The following is a 17,998-nucleotide window of genomic DNA, read 5'->3' as shown; positions in this document are numbered from 1 at the left end:
AAACAGGCTGGTCTGGCTGCGAGACTCTCCTTGGATGTAAGCCATAACGAAAAATGCTCCGTATCTTTCGATACGGAGCATTTTCATTGAGCGCTGCGCAGATTGCTAGGTTTTCACACAGTCTGCGTAGGCTGCTTTTTTCTGCATCGGAAGCTGGACTTAAGCCAGTTTTTCCTTGATGCGAGCTGCTTTACCCGACAGGTCGCGCAGGTAGTACAGCTTGGCTTTACGTACGTCACCGCGACGTTTAACAGCCATGCTGTCGATCTGCGGGGAGTAGGTCTGGAAAGTACGTTCTACGCCAACACCGTTGGAGATTTTACGTACGGTGAACGCACTGTTCACGCCGCGGTTACGCTTGGCGATTACAACGCCTTCGAACGCTTGCAGACGGGAACGATCGCCTTCCTTCACTTTCACCTGAACGACAATGGTGTCGCCTGGGGCAAAGGTAGGGATTTCTTTGGTCATCTGCTCTGCTTCGAGTGCAAGGATGATTTTGTTGGTCATGCTGTGCTCCTAAGGTAAATCAACTGATCTACCATCGATACGTTGTTAACTATCGTCCCGCTCGCGGATGTATTCCTCGAGCAGCTTCTTCTCTTCTCCAGAAAGCGAGCGGCTTTCCAGAAGATCGGCGCGTCGTTCATAGGTCCTACCAAGGGACTGCTGTAAACGCCAACGCCGGATATGCGCGTGATTGCCACTCAGCAACACGTCGGGAACACGCTGATCCGCATACACCTCAGGTCGGGTGTAGTGCGGGCAATCCAGCAGACCATCCGTAAAGGAATCTTCCTCAGCGGAATCCGCATGCCCTAAAGCTCCAGGCAGCAGTCGTGTAACCGCATCGATCAGGACCATGGCCGGCAGCTCACCGCCAGACAGTACATAGTCGCCAATCGACCACTCTTCATCGACATGAGCCTCAATAAAGCGCTCGTCAATGCCTTCGTAGCGGCCGGCAATCAGGATCAATGCATCCGATTGTGCCAACTCGCGTACCGCCGACTGAGTCAGTTGACGGCCTTGGGGGGACAGGTAAATCACCTTCGCCGCCTCCCCGGCTGCTGCCTTGGCCTGAACCAGAGCATCCTCCAGGGGCTTGATCTTCATCACCATGCCCGGACCACCGCCAAACGGGCGATCGTCCACAGTGTGATGCCGATCCGCCGTGTAATCCCGCGGGTTCCAACAGGTCAGCTGCAAGAGCCCCTGTTTGACCGCTCGACTGGTGATGCCGTAGTCGCCGATGGCGGAAAACATTTCGGGAAACAAACTGATCACTTCTACGCGCAAGTTAGCCACGCTTAGAAGTCCGCGTCCCAATCCACCTTCATCTCACCCGCGGCGAGGTCGACTGCCAACACGCATTGCTCCGTATAGGGCAGCAGGCGTTCGCGATCATCCAGGCTGCCAGCGCAAGGCTTGACTACCATTACATCATTGGCGCCGGTTTCCAGAAGATGATCGATTTTCCCGAGCAATTGCCCCAGTTGATCGATGACCTTCAGACCTTCCAGCTGGTACCAGTAGTACTCGCCTTCGGTCAATTCAGCGAACAGGTTGCGCGGCACGCAGATCTCGTAACCGGCCAGAAGACGAGCTTCTTCACGATCATCAAGACCCTTGAGCTTTGCGACCAGGAACTTGTCGCTCCCGCGTCCACTGACCAGCTCGACCTGTTTGACATTGCCTTCGCGCTTGAGCGTCCAGGTTTTGTACTGCAACAGGTTTTCAGTCGGATCAGTAAAGGAATAAACCTTCACTTCGCCGCGAACGCCGTGAACAGAATAAATTTTGCCAATAACGATCAAATCATCGGCAACAGCAGGCGTCGCGTTCATATTGCTCAGGCCGCAGCCTTGGCAGATTCCTTCAACAACTGAGCAACGCGCTCAGAAGGTTGTGCACCAACGCTCAGCCAGTAGGCTACGCGCTCTTGGTTCACGGACAGACGAGTTTCCTGACCACGGGCAACAGGGTTGAAGAAACCAACCTGTTCTTTGTGGGAACCGTCACGCGGGTTGCGGGAGTCGGTTACGGTCAGGTGGTAAAACGGGCGCTTTTTGGAGCCGCCAAGGGCAAGACGGATTGTTAGCATGTGAACATCGTTCCTGTAGTCGGTGCTGCAAATCTAAATGCACAGCGGGCATGGGTGCCCGAAAGGCCGCATATTCTAAGGAATATCCGGACTTTTGCAAATGACTTTTTCCGGCGCCTATGGCATGCCGTGCAGATTTGCATATAGAGCCGTCGATGAAAACGGCCAGTCAGCTCCCGCCGAGTGCGGGTTTGCTGTTGATCCCGCATCCTTGCGGGGCCTGCGCCGGTGCGACGACCGGCGAGTTATTTACATTTTCGGCATACCGCCGCCGGGCAACATACCGCCCATGCCGCGCATCATTTTCGCCATTCCGCCTTTGGCGGTGAATTTCTTCATCATCTTCTGCATCTGCTTGTGCTGCTTGATCAAGCGACCGATGTCCTGCACCTGAGTGCCCGACCCCATGGCGATCCGGCGCTTGCGCGAGCCGCTGATCAACTCAGGGTCACGGCGCTCGGCCGGGGTCATGGAGCTGATGATGGCTTCCATCTGTTTGAATTGCTTCTCTGCGGCATTCTGGGCATTGCCCATCTGAGACAGGTTGACGCCGCCGATGCTCGGCAGTTTGTCCATGAGGCCGCCCAGGCCGCCCATGTTCTTCATCTGTTGCAACTGATCACGGAAGTCTTCGAGGTCGAAGCCCTTGCCCTTCTTCAGTTTCTTGGCCAGTTTGTCGGCCTTTTCCTTGTCGAGGGTCTGCTCGGCCTGTTCGATCAGGCTGAGCACATCACCCATACCGAGGATCCGCGAAGCAATACGCTCGGGATGGAACGGCTCGAGCGCTTCGCTCTTCTCGCCCATACCGATGAACTTGATCGGTTTGCCGGTGATCGCTCGCACCGACAGGGCGGCACCGCCACGCGCGTCGCCGTCGACCTTGGTCAGGATCACACCGGTCAGCGGCAGCGCATCACCGAAGGCCTTGGCCGTGTTGGCCGCGTCCTGGCCGGTCATGGCGTCGACCACGAACAGGGTTTCGACCGGGTTGATCGCGGCGTGCAGCGCCTTGATCTCGCCCATCATCTCTTCGTCGATGTGCAGACGACCGGCGGTATCGACGATGACCACGTCGATGAATTTCAGTTTTGCTTCTTTAATAGCCGCGTTGGCGATGTCGACCGGCTTCTGGCTCAGGTCGGACGGGAAGAACGTCACGCCGATGTCGTTGGCCAGGGTTTCCAGCTGTTTAATGGCCGCAGGGCGATAAACGTCCGCCGACACGACCATGACCGACTTCTTTTTGCGCTCTTTGAGCAAGCGCGCCAGTTTGCCGACGGTGGTGGTTTTACCGGCACCCTGCAGGCCGGCCATCAGCACGACGGCTGGCGGTACGGCGCTGAGGTTCAAGTCCTCGTTCGCCGCGCCCATCAGGCTTTCGAGTTCAGCCTGGACGATCTTCACGAATGCCTGGCCCGGCGTCAGGCTGCGCGACACCTCGGTGCCGACAGCGCGCTCCTTGACCGAATTGACGAAGTCCTTGACCACCGGCAGGGCGACGTCGGCTTCGAGCAACGCCATGCGCACTTCACGCAGGGTGTCTTTGATATTGTCTTCGGTCAGCTTCGCCTTGCCGGTGACATGGCGCAGCGTCTGCGAGAGACGGTCGGTTAAGTTTTCAAACATTGCGCGATCCTTTCAGGCCCTGTGTAGACCGGGATAATGGCGGCCCAGACCGGAATCAACATGTGCTCGGCGAGCCTGCGGCGTGGGCAGGTCGCGGATTATAGCGAAGACTGCGTCTGGCGGACACCTCGCTGTCAGCTTCCTGAGTCTTTCGTGCCATGGCGGTTCTATGCCAAACTCAGCCCCTTTCGGGCTTGCCGATCAGGATTTATGCTCCCCTTGTCACCCAGTTTGCTGACCACCCTCGCCGCCGCCCTTATATATGCCGCTGCGACCCTTTATCAGAGCACCCGTCTGGCCACCGGCGCCAAGGCGAACAAGCGCCTGCTGGTTACGCTCGGCGTCTTCGCCGTGCTGGCCCATAGCGCCAGCCTGCTCACGCACCTGCTGACCCCGATCGGCCTGGGCCTGGACTTTTTCAGCGCTTCCAGCCTGATCGCAGCGGCGGTGATCGCCCTGACCCTGATTGCCTGTTCGCGAATTCCGGTGGAGAACCTGCTGGTCCTGCTGTTCCCGCTGGGTGCGGTCACGGTGTTGCTGGCGCAGTTCGCGCCGGCCGGCACCGTGCAGATCATTGATGAAGAGCCGGGCATTCTCGCCCACATCCTGCTGTCGATCCTCGCCTACGGCATGTTCACCATCGCGGTGTTCCAGTCCTTGCTGGTGCTGGTGCAAGACCACCAACTCAAGCACAAGCATCCCTCCGGCCTGATCAAGAACTTCCCGCCACTGCAAACCATGGAAAGCCTGCTGTTCGGTTTCCTTTGGGCCGGCTGGACGTTGCTCTCGCTGTCGTTGATCTCCGGCTGGCTGTTCGTCGAGAACCTGTTCGCCCAGCATCTGGTTCACAAAACGCTGCTGGCGTGTCTGGCCTGGGTGGTGTTCAGCGTGCTGTTGTGGGGCCGCAACCGTCTCGGCTGGCGCGGACACAAAGCGATTCGCTGGACGCTCGCCGGTTTCTGTCTGCTGATGTTGGCGTATTTCGGCAGCAAACTGGTTCGTGAATACATCCTGCATATCTGACGGGCGGCATAAATGGACGGTTTGCCCATAGGGCCGATGCTCGCGGTATTTGTCCTGCTGATTTTATGGTCGGGGCTGTTTACCGCCGTCGAAATCGCGCAGCAACACCTGCTCGCACAACGCACCGCCTCACGCGCCAGTGATAAACCGCTGGCGAAGCTGAGCTTCCCGCTCGACAGCCTGATTCTGTGCAACACCCTCTGCCGTGCGCTCGCGGTCGTGATCGCGACGTTGCTGGCGATTTTCCTCTGTGAAGAAAACGGCCCTTGGGCGGCATGCCTCGGTGCGGGCGCCATCTTGCTGGTCTTCGCCGATTACTTCCCACGCACCCTCGCCCGGCGTTATCCGGAAGCCGTGCTGACCCTCGGCAACACGCTATTGGCCGTGCCGCTGAAAATTGTTTATCCGTTTGCCTGGCTTTTCAGTCGCATCAGCCATTTGCTCCTGAGTCCGTTCGTGCGCAAAACCCAAGTGGTTCAGCAGAGTGACGACGACGCGCAGGCTGATCGTCATGACGATCCCGAACATCCGGCCCGCACGCACCCGACGTCGGGTATCCACGCGCTGGACAACATCACGGTCAACGACATTCTGGTGCCACGCAGTGACGTCGACGGTATCAACCTCGACGATCCGATCGAACAGATCATCGAACAACTGCGCCACAACAAACGCACACGTCTGCCGGTGTTCCACAGCGACATCAATCAGGTCGAAGCGGTGCTCAACACGCGGCAGATCAGCCACCTGCTGAATAACCACAGTCTGACCCGCGAAGCCCTGCTGGCGGCCAGTTACGAGCCGTACTTCGTGCCGGAAAGCACGCCTCTGCAACTGCAATTGCTCAATTTCCACAAGCAGCAACGTCGCCTGGGCATGGTGGTGGACGAGTACGGCGAAGTGCTCGGCATCGTCACCCTGGAAGACATTCTTGAAGAGATCGTCGGCGAATTCGAAAGCGAGCACAGCCTCGACAATCCGCATATTCACCCGCAGGCCGATGGCCGCATGGTGATCGACGGCACGGCCTCCATCCGGGAACTCAACAAATGCCTGGGCTGGCATTTGCCCAGCGATGGCCCGAAAACCCTCAACGGCCTGGTGACCGAGGCGCTGGAAACCATTCCCGAGAGCGCGGTTTGCCTGAAGATCGGGCGCTATCGACTGGAAATTCTCGAGACTGAAGAGAACCGGGTGAGCAAGGTGTTGATCTGGCACACCACGTCTACCCCTGCGCTTTTGCTGCCCCGATAACAGATCAAAAAATCGCCGCTGCGAGAGTGCCTTTCACGCGTTTTTTACGCTTGTTCAATCGTTAGCCCCCTTCCTATAATCGAGGCGCTTACCCAAGCGCCGACGATCCAAGTGCTTACCCGGCACTGCTCAGGTCTCGACCTTTTGCGCATCACCCCGGCGACTGTTCTTACCTGAAACAGCGCTCGCGCCTCATCCCACATCCCTGGGTGCTCGACCCTAATAATTCGCTCCACCGGAGCTCATGACTGTCAGGGATCACCGCATGACAACCCGTACCGCTTACAGCGACACCGCGCCTGCCCAACCGACCAACTCCGCCACCCGCGTGGCGACGGCGAGTTTCATCGGCACCGCCATCGAGTTCTACGACTTCTACGTTTACGCCACGGCTGCCGCACTGGTGATCGGGCCGGTGTTCTTTCCGCAGACCTCCGGCACGGCACAGATGTTGTCAGCCTTCCTCACCTTCGGCATCGCTTTCCTCGCCCGACCGCTGGGTTCTGCGTTGTTTGGCCACTTCGGTGACCGCATCGGGCGTAAATCGACACTGGTCGCTTCGCTGCTGCTGATGGGTGTTTGTACGACGCTGATCGGCGTGCTGCCGGGTTACGACAGCATCGGGGCCTGGGCGCCCATTCTGCTGTGTGTGCTGCGTTTCGGTCAGGGTCTTGGACTGGGCGGCGAGTGGGGTGGTGCCGCCCTGCTGGCCACGGAAAACGCACCGAAAGGCAAGCGCGCGTGGTTCGGCATGTTCCCGCAACTTGGCCCTTCCATTGGTTTTCTCGCCGCCAACGGCTTGTTCCTCACGCTGGCCATGGCCCTCAGCGACGAGCAATTCAGCCGTTGGGGCTGGCGCATTCCGTTCCTGCTCAGCGCCCTGCTGGTGATGGTTGGCCTGTATGTGCGCCTGAAACTCCATGAAACCCCGGTATTCGCCAACGCCATCGCCCGCCAGGAACGGGTGAAAATGCCGCTGGTCGAGCTGTTCAGCCAGTATTGGGTGCCAACGCTGCTGGGGGCGATGGCGATGGTGGTTTGCTATGCGCTGTTCTACATCTCGACGGTGTTTTCCCTGAGCTACGGCGTATCCACACTGGGCTACAGCCGCGAAACGTTCCTTGGACTGCTGTGTTTTGCCGTGCTGTTCATGGCCGCCGCCACACCGTTATCGGCCTGGGCCAGTGACCGTTACGGACGCAAACCGGTGCTGATCATCGGCGGCGTACTGGCCATTGCGTCCGGGTTTCTGATGGAGCCGTTGCTGACTCAGGGGTCGACCTGGGGCGTGGCGCTGTTTCTGTGCATCGAGTTGTTCTTGATGGGCGTAACGTTCGCGCCGATGGGGGCGTTGTTGCCGGAGCTGTTTCCGACTCATGTGCGCTATACCGGCGCGTCGGCAGCGTACAACCTGGGCGGCATTGTCGGGGCCTCGGCGGCGCCGTTCTTTGCGCAGAAACTGGTGGCGATGGGTGGTTTGAGCTATGTCGGCGGGTATGTGTCGGGCGCGGCAGTGCTGAGTTTGATTGCGGTGCTGTGCCTGAAGGAAACGAGGAATAACGATCTGAATCAGGTTGCCTGACCGAAGATCAAAAGCTTCGCGAGCAAGCCCGCTCCCACAGGGTTCTCTGTTGATCACACATTTTGTGTACAACCAAAAAGACTGTGGGAGCGGGCTTGCTCGCGAATAACGCGCCTCGGTTTACAGCTCGACGACAACCGCCTGAGCAGCACGGGTCGCTTTGGCACGCGCCGCTTCAATCGACTCATCCCGCGCCAGCGCCACGCCCATGCGGCGCTGACCATTGACTTCGGGCTTGCCAAACAGACGCAGCGCTGTGTCCGGCTCGCTCAACGCAGCGCCCAGGTTGGCGAACGCGGTTTGAGTCGACTGACCTTCCACCAGAATCACCGCCGAAGCCGATGGCCCGAACTGACGGATCAGCGGTACGGGCAGACCCAAAATCGCCCGCGCGTGCAGGGCGAATTGCGAGAGATCCTGAGAAATCAAGGTCACCAGACCGGTGTCATGCGGACGCGGCGAGACTTCGCTGAACCACACCTGATCACCTTTGATGAACAACTCAACGCCAAACAGACCACGGCCACCCAGTGCCTCGGTTACCGCTTTGGCAACACGCTCGGATTCTGCCAGGGCAATCGGGCTCATGGCTTGTGGCTGCCACGACTCCTGATAGTCGCCCTTCTCCTGACGGTGACCGACCGGCGCACAGAACGTGGTGCCGCCGATGTGGCGCACGGTCAACAAGGTGATTTCGTAGTCGAAATCGATGAAGCCTTCGATGATCACCCGACCTTTGCCGGCACGACCGCCCTCTTGCGCGTAGTCCCAGGCTTTCTGCACGTCATCGTGGCTGCGCAGCAGGCTCTGGCCCTTGCCCGACGAACTCATCACCGGTTTGACGACGCATGGGAAACCCAAATCCTCAACGGCTTTGCTGTAGTCCTCGAAGGTGTCGGCGAAGTGGTACGGCGAGGTCGGCAGATCCAGCTCTTCAGCGGCCAGACGACGAATGCCCTCGCGGTTCATGGTCAGTTGCGCAGCGCGCGCGGTCGGGATCACGGTGAAGCCTTCGGCTTCCAGTTCGACCAGGGTGGCGGTGGCGATGGCTTCGATTTCCGGCACGATGAAGTGCGGCTTCTCGGCTTCGATCACGGCACGCAGAGCGGCGCCGTCGAGCATGTTGATCACGTGGCTGCGATGAGCGACTTGCATGGCCGGCGCGTTGGCGTAGCGGTCGACGGCAATCACTTCAACGCCTAGGCGTTGCAGTTCGATCACCACTTCCTTGCCCAACTCACCACAGCCACACAGCAATACGCGGGTCGCGGTTGGCGACAATGGAGTTCCGATACGGGTCATCTCAGGTCCTCAAAGAAGCGGATCATCGAGGAAAGCAACGCCAGGCGCACTTTCCATGGGGAGAAAGCGCGGCATTTTACATGAACCCGCGGGTTTGGCTTTAGCTGGCGACGGCCTGCTTGCGATCGCGCCAGGCCATGATCAGCCAGACGGCCGTCACGCCAGCAAACTTCGAAGCCAGAGCGGTGATGATCACGGGCGGTGTCAAGGCATCGATCATGCCGAAGAAAATGAAGGTATCGAGGGGAATGCTCAGCGCCGAACTGATCCACAAACGGTCGCGCAACGGCCGCTTGGTGATGCTGAACACCAGCCAGTCGATGCACTCGGAGACCCCGAACGCGACAGCGCTGGCCAATGCGATGGACGGATCGGACGTCACGTAGGACAACACCAGCGCCGCCAACATCGCCACGATCGCGCCATGGCCGAAGCGGGTTTGCACCATGTCACGCAACACGAACACCAAGCCGCCCCAAGCCGACCAGATGACGTCCAGGTGCGGCGCGGTGGAGAAGGCGAAGTTGATCAGCACGACGCTGCTGATGTAGGCGATGAGGAAAATCATGAGGGCGACCTGATAAATTGGCGCACAGGTTACTTCAGGGATTGTTTTGGGCCAATAAGAAGTCGTGGCGTTGCCGGCCGCTTAGCGAGCAAGCCCGCTCCCACACTGGGTCTACAGTGAACACAGATTTTGTGTATGCAATAGATCCATACAAACGGGCTTGCTCGCAAAGGCGCCCTGTCAGACGCCGGATTTCCCAGGGATCATCCACACCAGCCCACTCGCCTTCGCCCGCTCATGACACAACCCCAGCACAACACGGCGCTCGTCGTTGCTCATCCGGCTCCAGCGCGTAATCTCCTCGACCGTGCGCTGGCACCCGGTGCAAACATCATCCTCATCCAGCGCACAAATGCTCACGCAGGGCGAGGCGACGGGTCTTTCAGGCGTATTCATTCTTCCTGCTCAACCAGATCACGGGCATAGCGCTGCGCGTTATGCACATAGTGCGCGGCGCTGGCTTCGAGCATTTTCTTCTGCGGCTCGGTCAGCTCACGCACGACCTTGCCCGGCGAGCCCATTACCAGCGAACCGTCAGGGATTTCCTTGCCTTCGCCGATCAGCGAATTGGCGCCGACGATGCAGTTCTTGCCGATCTTCGCGCCGTTCAAAATCACCGCATTGATACCGATCAGGCTGTAATCGCCGACGGTGCAGCCATGGAGCATGGCGTTGTGGCCGATGGTCACGCCGGTGCCGATGGTCAGCGGATAGCCCATGTCAGTGTGCATCACCGTGCCGTCCTGGACGTTGCTGTTCTTGCCGATCAGGATCAGTTCGTTATCACCGCGCAGTACAGCGTTGAACCAGACGTTGGCGCCCTCTTCGAGTTTGACCTTGCCCACCAGCACGGCATTGGGGGCGACCCAGCTCTGTGGATGGGTTTGGACACGGGCGTCGCCCAAGCGGTATTTCATCTTGTTGTCCTCAGGGCTCACGGTGAGCGGCCATTGCTGCGATGGCTTCAGGTGTTGATGAAGCTTTTAGGCGGCTGATGCAGGCTGATCTTCGCGTCATAGAGCAGATTGATCAACTCGACGATCATGATTGCCGTCAGCCCCCAGATTTTGTATTCACCAAATCGATAACTCGGCACGTACCAACTGCGGCCCTGGTAGTCGATGCGGTGGGTGTGTTCGCGCGGGTCTTTACGGAAGAATTCCAGCGGCACGCTGAAGACGGCGGCGATCTCGGCGTCGTTGGCCAGATACTCGACAAAATCAGGAATCACGCCGACATACGGCGTGACCTTGATGCCGTGCAGAGAAATCAACGGGCTGAGCGGGCCGATGACTTCGACCAGGCCCGGCGGCAGGCCGATTTCCTCTTCGGCTTCGCGCAGGGCGGTGAAGATCAGATCAGGGTCTTCGGGGTCGCGGCGCCCGCCGGGAAAGGCGACTTCGCCGCCGTGGGTCGAGAGGCCGCTGGCGCGCAGGGTCAGAATCAGTTCCGGTTCGTCACTGCGGGTGATCGGCACCAGAACGGCGGCCTCGGGAAAACGCGAGTCGGTCTCCAGCGTGCGCGGTGTGTGGTTGCTTACCCGATGCAGTAGCTCGTCCAGCATAAGAGTTCTCGATCTGTGCCTTGCCCCGCATCATGCACCAATCAATGCGAGCGCCCAAGCCCCCGACTCTTGCTGTGTCGCGAAACGACAACTTGCCGACCGGCACCGCTGCACGCCAAGATAGGCGCAGCATTCAGGAACCTCAGCATGAAATTTTGCAGCCAATGCGGTAACCCGGTGACCCAGCGCATTCCCGAAGGCGATTCGCGGCTGCGATTTGTCTGTGATAGCTGTCAGACCATTCACTATCAGAACCCCAATATCGTCGCTGGATGCGTCGCGACCTGGGGCACCCAAGTGCTGCTCTGCCGCCGCGCCATCGAGCCGCGCCTCGGCTACTGGACATTACCTGCCGGCTTCATGGAAAACGGCGAAACCCTCGAACAGGCTGCGACCCGCGAAACCGCCGAGGAAGCCTGCGCCCGACTGCGTAACCTGAGCATCTATACGCTGATCGATGTGCCGCACATCAGCCAGGTGCATGTGTTCTTTCGCGCAGAGCTGGTCGACCTGGACTTTGCCGCCGGTCCCGAGAGCCTTGAAGTGCGACTATTCGACGAAGCCGACATTCCATGGGACGAGCTGGCTTTCCGCACAGTGGGCCGTACCTTAGAATGCTTCTTCGCTGATCGGCGTGCCGAGACCTACCCGGTTCGCTCGGAATCGATCCCGCCGCTCGCTCAGCCGGTCATCACATAAAAGCATCTATGAATATCTGCATCACTCCCTGGGGAATCGTTTCAATGCGCTGGTTGCTTGCCCTGTTCTGCCTGTCGTTCGTCACGGTCTCGCAAGCGTCATTCGTGACCACCGTATCGCCGTCCAATACCCCTCTGATCGAAAAAGTGCTGGTGCTCAAATCGGCTCATCAGTTGCAGTTGATCGCCGACGGCAAGCCACTCAAGACCTACCGGGTTTCCCTGGGCAAGGGCGCGAAAAAAGGTCCGAAACTGTTTGAAGGCGATAAACGCACACCGGAAGGTTTCTATTGGATCGATTGGCGAAAGGTCAGCGACCGATTCAACCTGGCGATGCACATTTCCTACCCGAACATCAGCGATTCGGCGCGTGCCCGACGGGAAGGCGTCGCCCCCGGCGGCATGATCATGATCCACGGCACACCCGACACCGAGGACACCCCCGAGGATCTGTTCCACACGCTGGACTGGACCGACGGCTGCATCGCCATGCGCAACATGGACATGCGCGAAGTCTGGGGCCTGGTGCCGGACGGCACGATGATCGAGATCCGCCCGTAACGACCCACCACTGGTCACCTGCAAAAAAATAAATCAGAAGATCGCCGCCTGCGACAGCGCCTACAGGGTTGATACCACTTTCAACGACAGGAGCGGCCGCAGACGGCGATCTTTTGCTTTTTACAGCCCACCTCTAATACCACTTAAGACACCCCTCTCCACAACCTGCCATTTCATTGGGCCAACCGCCATTTTCCTGCGTTGACATGGTATTCAAGTGGTATTAATTTGCGCCCAGCAAGCGAGCCACAACAATCCTATACTCGCGCCGGAAATGACCTCAATGAACGACCTCCACGCCCTACGTCCCGATGACTCTCAGCCGACGCCGCTGTACCTGCAACTGGCGCGCAATCTGGAAGCGGCGATTCATGCCGGGCAGTGGAAAGCCGAACAGGCGATGCCGTCCGAGCGCAATCTCAGCGAACAGTTGGGCATCTCCCGCGTGACTGCACGCAAGGCGCTGGAAGTGTTGCTCGATCAAGGTCTGATCCGTCGCTTGCAAGGCTCCGGCACCTTCATCACCCCGCGCCTGGAACAACCCCTCTCACGTCTGTCGGGCTTCAGCGAGATGCTGCGCCTCAAGGGCTTCGTGCCCAGTTCGCAATGGCTGGAGCGGGACATCACCCTGCCGACCCACGAAGAACTGATCCGCCTGAGCCTGTCGCCGAACGACAAAGTCGCGCGCATGAAACGCCTGCGCAAAGCCGACGACACCGTGATGGCCATCGAAATGAGCACCCTGCCCGCCGCGATCATGCCCAAGCCACAATTGGTCGGTGATTCGCTCTACGAATACCTCGACGGCATCGGCAAACCGATCGTGCGCGCCTTGCAACACATCCAGGCCATCAACGCCTCGGACGAGTTCGCCGCACTGGTCGGCATCGCCCCCGGCACCGCCATGTTGCTGATGACCCGGGTCGGCTATCTGGAAGACAACACACCGATCGAAGTCACCGACACCTATTGCCGCAACGACTACTACGACTTTGTTGCAGAGCTGCGCCGTTAAACGGGCGCAGACGTCAAACAGCGAGAACCGAAATGTCCGAAGACAACATCCTCACTGCCCACGGCTGGGTTCGCGGCCGGCTGATCCACGAACACGGCAAAGTCGTGTCGATCGAAGGCGTGCCCTGCGATCCGGCCGATAACGACCTGCCTTATCTGCTCCCGGGTTTCATTGACCTGCACGTTCACGGCGGCGGCGGCAAAGACATCATGGAAGGTGCCAGCGCCTTCGAGACGATCACCAAGACCCATGTGCGTTTCGGTACCACTTCGCTGCTGGCCACCACCATGACCGCACCCAGCGCCGAGATTTCCAGCGTGCTCAAAGCCGTCGGCGAGTTCTGCGAACAGCGCCCGGCCAACAGCGCCCGGGTGCTCGGCGTTCACCTTGAAGGTCCGTACATCAACCCCGGCAAACTCGGCGCCCAACCGAACTTCGCCCACACCGCGTTGATGGCCGAAGTCGAGGAATACCTGGCTCTGGCGCCGATCCGGGTGATCACCATTGCCCCGGAAATCGCCGGCCACGACGGTTTGATCCGTGAGCTCAGCAACCGTGGCATCCGCATGCAGATCGGCCATACCCTGGGCAGTTACGAGGAAGGCGTCGCCGCGCTGGACGCCGGCGCGACCAGCTTCACCCACTTGTACAACGCCATGAGCCCGCTGCATCACCGCGAACCGGGCATCGTCGGCGCGGCGCTGGCCCACGCCAAATACGCCGAGCTGATTCCGGATTTGCTCCACGTACACCCCGGCGCCATCCGCGTGGCCCTGCGCTCAATCCCGTGCCTGTATTGCGTCACCGATTCGACCGCAGCGGCCGGCATGCCCGACGGTGAATACAAACTTGGCAGCCACACCGTGACCAAATGCCTGGGCGGCGTGCGACTGCCCGACGGCACCCTGGCCGGCAGCACCCTGACCATGGACCAAGCCCTGCGCAACCTGGTGAAGATCGGTTTGCCGATCAGTGAAGCGTCGCAGCGTCTGTCTCAATTTCCCGCCGACTACCTCGGCATCAACGAACGCGGGCGCATTGAACCCGGCGCCTGGGCCGACTGCGTGCGGTTGGATCGCTCACTCACACTGACCGCCGTCATGGTCGAAGGAGAAGACATTGACTTCAAAAATGCTTGAAGAGGCACTGTCCTCGTTTGAGGCCGTGCAAGCCCAACTGCAACAGCTCGACCCACAATTGATCGAGATCGCCGGGCGCCTGCGCCGTCAGCCGCCGCAAGTGGTGATGACCGTCGCCCGGGGCAGCTCCGACCACGCGGCGAGCTACTTCGCCTACCTGACCATGCAGCAATTGGGCGTGCCGGTGGCATCGTTGCCGATGTCGGTGGTGACCATGCAACAGGCGCCGTTGAAGGTCAGCGGTCAAGTGGCCTTTGCCTTCTCCCAATCGGGTCAGAGCCCGGATCTGGTCAACAGCCTGCGCTTGTTGCGCAAGCGTGGCGCGCTGAGCGTTTCGATGGTCAACGCCGCCGATTCGCCACTGGAAGCGGCGTGTGAATTCAGCGTACCGCTGCTCGCCGGCACCGAAAGCAGCGTCGCCGCGACCAAGAGTTTCATCGCCACCCTCAGCGCCAGCGCCCGTTTGATCGCGCACTGGAAAGAGGACAACGAATTGCTCGAGGCGCATAACGCCCTGCCTGAAGGCCTGCGCGACGCGGCGCAACAGGACTGGAGCGCGGCCATCGACGTACTGCGCGACTGCGAACGTCTGATGGTCATCGGTCGTGGTGCCGGTTTCGCCATCGCCCAGGAAGCCGCGCTGAAATTCAAGGAAACCTCGGCGATCCAGGCCGAAGCGTTCAGCAGCGCCGAAGTGCGTCACGGCCCGATGGCGCTGATCGACGAACACTATCCGTTGCTGGTCTTCGCCCCACGCGGTGCCGAGCAGGCCGGCCTGCTGAGCCTGGCGGCAGAGATGCGTCAACGCGGCGCTCGCGTATTGCTGGCAGCGCCGGATGACGTCACCGAACGTGACCTGACCCTGACCCGCGCCGAACACCCGGCCCTCGACCCGATCCTGGCGATCCAGAGTTTCTACGTGATGGCTGCCGGACTCGCCGTGGCCCGTGGCATGGACCCGGATCAACCGCGCCACCTGAGCAAAGTGACCCGTACGCACTAAGTCCGACTGACTGCACACCTGATGAGACCGAGCCATGCACAACAACAATAAAGAGCTGACCCTCAGCGCCCCGCTCAGCGGCCCGGTGCTCACGCTCGCCAAAGTCCCGGACGCGGTGTTCGCCAGTGGCGCGATGGGCGATGGTATTGCCATCGACCCGATCAACGACACCCTGTATTCGCCATGCGCCGGGGTGATCATCCACGTTGCGCGCACCGGCCATGCCCTCACCGTGCGTGCCGACAACGGCGCGCAAATCCTCCTGCACCTTGGGCTCGACACCGTTGAACTGAACGGCGAAGGCTTCTCGATGCTGGTCAAGGAAGGCACGCGAGTCAGCAAGGGGCAGCCGCTGTTGCGCTATGACGTCGACAAAGTCGGCCTGCAATGCAAAAGCCTGGTGAGCCTGTTGATTCTGACCAACAGTCAAGACTTCCAGGTGCGCCCGATCACCCTCAAAGCGGTGAAAGTCGGCGAGCCGTTGCTGCACATCATCTCGCGCAACAACTCGGCGGCGAATGCTGAAGACGTTGGCGGGCCAGAGGTTCAGGGCCATGTACGCGTCGCTCATCGCGGCGGCCTGCACGCCCGGCCGGCAGCGCTGATTCGCCAGACTGCGCAGGGCTTCAAGAGCCAGTCGCAACTGCACTTCGCCGGTAAATCGGCGCCGTGCAACAGCCTGATCGGGTTGATGGGCCTGGCGGTCGGCGAACAGGATGAAGTGCAAGTCAGTTGTCAGGGGCCGGATGCTGAAGCGGCGCTGCAAGCGTTGATTACGGCATTGGCCACCGCGCTACCGAATGATCATCATGTCGCCGCGCCGATCAGCGTTGCACCGCTCAAGCGCCCGGCCGAAGCGGATGTGTTGCACGGTGTGTGCGCCGCACCGGGGTTGGTGGGCGGGCCGTTGTTTCATTTGAATGCGATCAGTTTGCCGGCGGACGCGGGCAATCATGATCCGCTGGCGCAACAGCAAACACTTGAAGCTGCGCTGGATCAGGTGCGCGGCGACATCGGCAGCACCCTCGCCCAAGCGAAACAACACAGGAGCGCCGACGAAGAAGCGATCTTCGCCGCGCATCTGGCCTTGCTCGAAGACCCGGCCCTGCTCGACGCCGCACGACAATCCATCGAGCAAGGCACGGCCGCCACCCATGCGTGGAGTCAGTCGATCGACGCTCAGTGCGACGTGCTCCAGAAAACCGGCAGCGCGCTGCTGGCCGAGCGCGCCAACGACCTGCGCGACCTCAAGCAACGCGTGCTGCGCGCCCTGCTTGGCCAAGCCTGGCATTACGAGGTGCCGGCCGGTGCTATCGTCGCCGCCCATGAACTGACCCCATCGGACTTACTGCAACTCAGCGCTCAAGGTGTCGCCGGATTGTGCATGGCCGAGGGCGGTGCGACGTCGCACGTCGCGATTCTGGCGCGGGGCAAAGGTCTGCCGTGCATGGTGGCGCTGGGTGCGGCTCTGCTCGATCAGCCGCCAGGCCAAGCAGTGGTCCTCGACGCCGACGGCGGGCGCCTCGAACTGACGCCCGGCACTGAACGTCTGGCCGACGTCCGGCAAGCGCAAATCGACCGCCAACAACACCGCGATGCGCAACAAGCCAAGGCTCATCTGCCCGCCGAAACCCGCAATGGCGTGACCATCGAAGTGGTCGCCAATGTTGCGTCCAGCCATGAAGCGGCGGACGCGTTTGCCAACGGCGCCGACGGTGTCGGTCTGTTGCGCACCGAGTTTCTGTTCGTTGACCGCCAGACTGCGCCTGACGTCGAAGAACAGCGCGCCGCCTATCAAGCCGTCATTGATGCCATGGGCGATAAGTCAGTGATCATCCGCACCATCGACGTCGGCGGCGACAAGCAACTCGACTATCTGCCGCTGCCCGCCGAAGCCAACCCGGTGCTCGGTTTGCGCGGCATTCGTCTGGCCCAGGCCCGCCCGGAAATTCTCGATCAGCAACTGCGCGCGCTGCTGCAAGTCAGCCCGTTGCAGCGTTGCCGGATCCTGTTGCCGATGGTCACCGAAGTCGACGAACTGCTGCACATCCGCGAGCGGGTCGATGCGTTGTGCAATGAACTCGGTATCACTCAACGCCCGGAAATGGGCGTGATGATCGAAGTCCCCGCCGCCGCATTGCAGGCCGAACAACTCGCCGAACATGCCGATTTCCTCTCGATCGGCACCAACGATTTGTCGCAATACACCCTCGCCATGGATCGCGATCACGCAGGACTCGCCGCCCGCGTCGACGCCCTGCACCCGGCGCTGCTGCGCCTGATCGCCATGACCTGCGCAGGCGCAGCGGTGCACAAACGTTGGGTTGGCGTCTGCGGCGCCCTCGCCTCGGACCCGTTAGCGACACCAGTGCTGATCGGCCTCGGCGTTACCGAACTCTCGGTGAGCCCGGTGCAGATCGGTGAAATCAAGGATCGCGTGCGCCAGTTGCACGAAGCCCAATGTCAGCGCCTCAGCCGCGACCTGCTCAAGCTGAGCAGCGCCGCCGCCGTGCGCCACGCCTGTCATCAACATTGGCCACTGCGCTAACAAAAACAAAA

At 60.4% G+C, this 17,998-nt stretch carries 19 protein-coding genes; 9 read left to right on the top strand and 10 right to left on the bottom strand.

Features of this window, described 5'->3' with window-relative positions:
- Positions 1-159 precede the first annotated feature (159 nt).
- From rplS to ffh, 5 genes are all read right to left on the bottom strand, one after another.
- Positions 160-510: a 50S ribosomal protein L19 gene (gene rplS / locus AACY11_RS11760; RefSeq protein WP_003175895.1), complete on the bottom strand. Its 351-nt coding sequence runs from the start codon at positions 508-510 to the stop codon at positions 160-162.
- A gap of 45 nt (positions 511-555) precedes the next feature.
- On the bottom strand, positions 556-1,308 hold the full coding sequence (trmD, locus tag AACY11_RS11755; RefSeq protein ID WP_339494815.1) for a tRNA (guanosine(37)-N1)-methyltransferase TrmD: 753 nt from the start codon (positions 1,306-1,308) through the stop codon (positions 556-558).
- Between the two features lie 2 nt (positions 1,309-1,310).
- Complete coding sequence (gene rimM / locus AACY11_RS11750) at positions 1,311-1,847, bottom strand: ribosome maturation factor RimM (RefSeq protein WP_095191188.1); 537 nt, start codon at positions 1,845-1,847, stop codon at positions 1,311-1,313.
- A gap of 5 nt (positions 1,848-1,852) precedes the next feature.
- A complete protein-coding gene (rpsP, locus tag AACY11_RS11745; RefSeq protein WP_016986371.1) occupies positions 1,853-2,104 on the bottom strand; it encodes a 30S ribosomal protein S16 in 252 nt (83 codons plus the stop codon).
- 249 nt (positions 2,105-2,353) lie between these two features.
- The gene (gene ffh, locus AACY11_RS11740) at positions 2,354-3,730 is read right to left on the bottom strand and encodes a signal recognition particle protein (RefSeq protein ID WP_339432121.1); all 1,377 of its coding nucleotides are present in this window, start codon (positions 3,728-3,730) and stop codon (positions 2,354-2,356) included.
- 210 nt (positions 3,731-3,940) lie between these two features.
- Here ffh and AACY11_RS11735 point away from each other — a divergent pair, with 210 nt between their 5' ends.
- From AACY11_RS11735 to AACY11_RS11725, 3 genes are all read left to right on the top strand, one after another.
- The gene (locus AACY11_RS11735; RefSeq protein ID WP_339432120.1) at positions 3,941-4,753 is read left to right on the top strand and encodes a cytochrome C assembly family protein; all 813 of its coding nucleotides are present in this window, start codon (positions 3,941-3,943) and stop codon (positions 4,751-4,753) included.
- 12 nt (positions 4,754-4,765) lie between these two features.
- A complete protein-coding gene (locus AACY11_RS11730) occupies positions 4,766-6,007 on the top strand; it encodes a transporter associated domain-containing protein (protein WP_339432119.1) in 1,242 nt (413 codons plus the stop codon).
- Between the two features lie 265 nt (positions 6,008-6,272).
- A complete protein-coding gene (locus tag AACY11_RS11725; RefSeq protein ID WP_339466165.1) occupies positions 6,273-7,589 on the top strand; it encodes an MFS transporter in 1,317 nt (438 codons plus the stop codon).
- Positions 7,590-7,709: 120 nt separating this feature from the next.
- On the opposite strand, the gene purT is transcribed toward AACY11_RS11725, so the two are convergent.
- From purT to AACY11_RS11700, 5 genes are all read right to left on the bottom strand, one after another.
- Positions 7,710-8,891: a formate-dependent phosphoribosylglycinamide formyltransferase gene (gene purT, locus AACY11_RS11720; RefSeq protein WP_339432117.1), complete on the bottom strand. Its 1,182-nt coding sequence runs from the start codon at positions 8,889-8,891 to the stop codon at positions 7,710-7,712.
- Between the two features lie 100 nt (positions 8,892-8,991).
- Positions 8,992-9,459, bottom strand: a complete 468-nt coding sequence (locus tag AACY11_RS11715) for a VUT family protein (protein WP_221729895.1) — start codon at positions 9,457-9,459, stop codon at positions 8,992-8,994.
- 180 nt (positions 9,460-9,639) lie between these two features.
- Complete coding sequence (locus AACY11_RS11710; RefSeq protein WP_339432116.1) at positions 9,640-9,855, bottom strand: DUF1289 domain-containing protein; 216 nt, start codon at positions 9,853-9,855, stop codon at positions 9,640-9,642.
- A complete protein-coding gene (locus AACY11_RS11705; protein ID WP_339494813.1) occupies positions 9,852-10,376 on the bottom strand; it encodes a gamma carbonic anhydrase family protein in 525 nt (174 codons plus the stop codon). The genes AACY11_RS11710 and AACY11_RS11705 overlap by 4 nt, the downstream gene beginning before the upstream one ends.
- A 47-nt stretch (positions 10,377-10,423) precedes the next feature.
- Positions 10,424-11,023, bottom strand: a complete 600-nt coding sequence (locus AACY11_RS11700; protein WP_339432114.1) for a CoA pyrophosphatase — start codon at positions 11,021-11,023, stop codon at positions 10,424-10,426.
- A gap of 147 nt (positions 11,024-11,170) precedes the next feature.
- On the opposite strand from AACY11_RS11700, the gene AACY11_RS11695 reads away from it, so the two are divergent.
- The 6 genes from AACY11_RS11695 (at position 11,171) to ptsP (ending at position 17,987) form a co-directional block, all read left to right on the top strand.
- Positions 11,171-11,722 (top strand): NUDIX hydrolase, encoded by a 552-nt coding sequence (locus tag AACY11_RS11695; RefSeq protein ID WP_339494812.1) that lies wholly within the window; start codon positions 11,171-11,173, stop codon positions 11,720-11,722.
- Between the two features lie 44 nt (positions 11,723-11,766).
- The gene (locus tag AACY11_RS11690) at positions 11,767-12,282 is read left to right on the top strand and encodes a L,D-transpeptidase family protein (RefSeq protein WP_339432112.1); all 516 of its coding nucleotides are present in this window, start codon (positions 11,767-11,769) and stop codon (positions 12,280-12,282) included.
- A gap of 283 nt (positions 12,283-12,565) precedes the next feature.
- Positions 12,566-13,297 (top strand): GntR family transcriptional regulator, encoded by a 732-nt coding sequence (locus AACY11_RS11685; RefSeq protein WP_221729900.1) that lies wholly within the window; start codon positions 12,566-12,568, stop codon positions 13,295-13,297.
- A 32-nt stretch (positions 13,298-13,329) separates the two neighbouring features.
- Entirely contained in the window at positions 13,330-14,436 is a 1,107-nt protein-coding gene (gene nagA, locus AACY11_RS11680; protein WP_339432110.1) for an N-acetylglucosamine-6-phosphate deacetylase, read from the top strand.
- Positions 14,417-15,439 carry an SIS domain-containing protein gene (locus AACY11_RS11675; protein ID WP_221729902.1) on the top strand — a complete coding sequence of 341 codons (1,023 nt, stop codon included), beginning with the start codon at positions 14,417-14,419 and terminating at the stop codon, positions 15,437-15,439. The genes nagA and AACY11_RS11675 overlap by 20 nt, the downstream gene beginning before the upstream one ends.
- A gap of 34 nt (positions 15,440-15,473) precedes the next feature.
- A complete protein-coding gene (ptsP, locus tag AACY11_RS11670; protein ID WP_339494811.1) occupies positions 15,474-17,987 on the top strand; it encodes a phosphoenolpyruvate--protein phosphotransferase in 2,514 nt (837 codons plus the stop codon).
- Positions 17,988-17,998: the final 11 nt, after the last annotated feature.

Origin of the sequence: Pseudomonas sp. RA_105y_Pfl2_P56, assembly GCF_963970845.1 — a bacterium.
In the GTDB taxonomy this organism is placed as follows: Bacteria; Pseudomonadota; Gammaproteobacteria; order Pseudomonadales; family Pseudomonadaceae; genus Aquipseudomonas; species Aquipseudomonas baetica_A.
The sequence above is the reverse complement of the archived record's forward strand: the minus strand, read 5'-3'. Positions and strand labels throughout refer to the sequence as shown.

Bases quoted from the DNA above. Each gene is read 5' to 3' on its own strand.
- AACY11_RS11725 (WP_339466165.1), top strand. From the start codon at position 6,273: ATGACAACCCGTACCGCTTACAGCGACACCGCGCCTGCCCAACCGACC.
- AACY11_RS11715 (WP_221729895.1), bottom strand. From the start codon at position 9,459: ATGATTTTCCTCATCGCCTACATCAGCAGCGTCGTGCTGATCAACTTC.
- rimM (WP_095191188.1), bottom strand. From the start codon at position 1,847: ATGAACGCGACGCCTGCTGTTGCCGATGATTTGATCGTTATTGGCAAA.
- ptsP (WP_339494811.1), top strand. From the start codon at position 15,474: ATGCACAACAACAATAAAGAGCTGACCCTCAGCGCCCCGCTCAGCGGC.
- AACY11_RS11710 (WP_339432116.1), bottom strand. From the start codon at position 9,855: ATGAATACGCCTGAAAGACCCGTCGCCTCGCCCTGCGTGAGCATTTGT.
- AACY11_RS11690 (WP_339432112.1), top strand. From the start codon at position 11,767: ATGCGCTGGTTGCTTGCCCTGTTCTGCCTGTCGTTCGTCACGGTCTCG.
- AACY11_RS11730 (WP_339432119.1), top strand. From the start codon at position 4,766: ATGGACGGTTTGCCCATAGGGCCGATGCTCGCGGTATTTGTCCTGCTG.
- AACY11_RS11735 (WP_339432120.1), top strand. From the start codon at position 3,941: ATGCTCCCCTTGTCACCCAGTTTGCTGACCACCCTCGCCGCCGCCCTT.
- rplS (WP_003175895.1), bottom strand. From the start codon at position 510: ATGACCAACAAAATCATCCTTGCACTCGAAGCAGAGCAGATGACCAAA.
- AACY11_RS11695 (WP_339494812.1), top strand. From the start codon at position 11,171: ATGAAATTTTGCAGCCAATGCGGTAACCCGGTGACCCAGCGCATTCCC.
- ffh (WP_339432121.1), bottom strand. From the start codon at position 3,730: ATGTTTGAAAACTTAACCGACCGTCTCTCGCAGACGCTGCGCCATGTC.
- AACY11_RS11705 (WP_339494813.1), bottom strand. From the start codon at position 10,376: ATGAAATACCGCTTGGGCGACGCCCGTGTCCAAACCCATCCACAGAGC.
- AACY11_RS11700 (WP_339432114.1), bottom strand. From the start codon at position 11,023: ATGCTGGACGAGCTACTGCATCGGGTAAGCAACCACACACCGCGCACG.
- AACY11_RS11685 (WP_221729900.1), top strand. From the start codon at position 12,566: ATGAACGACCTCCACGCCCTACGTCCCGATGACTCTCAGCCGACGCCG.
- rpsP (WP_016986371.1), bottom strand. From the start codon at position 2,104: ATGCTAACAATCCGTCTTGCCCTTGGCGGCTCCAAAAAGCGCCCGTTT.
- purT (WP_339432117.1), bottom strand. From the start codon at position 8,891: ATGACCCGTATCGGAACTCCATTGTCGCCAACCGCGACCCGCGTATTG.
- nagA (WP_339432110.1), top strand. From the start codon at position 13,330: ATGTCCGAAGACAACATCCTCACTGCCCACGGCTGGGTTCGCGGCCGG.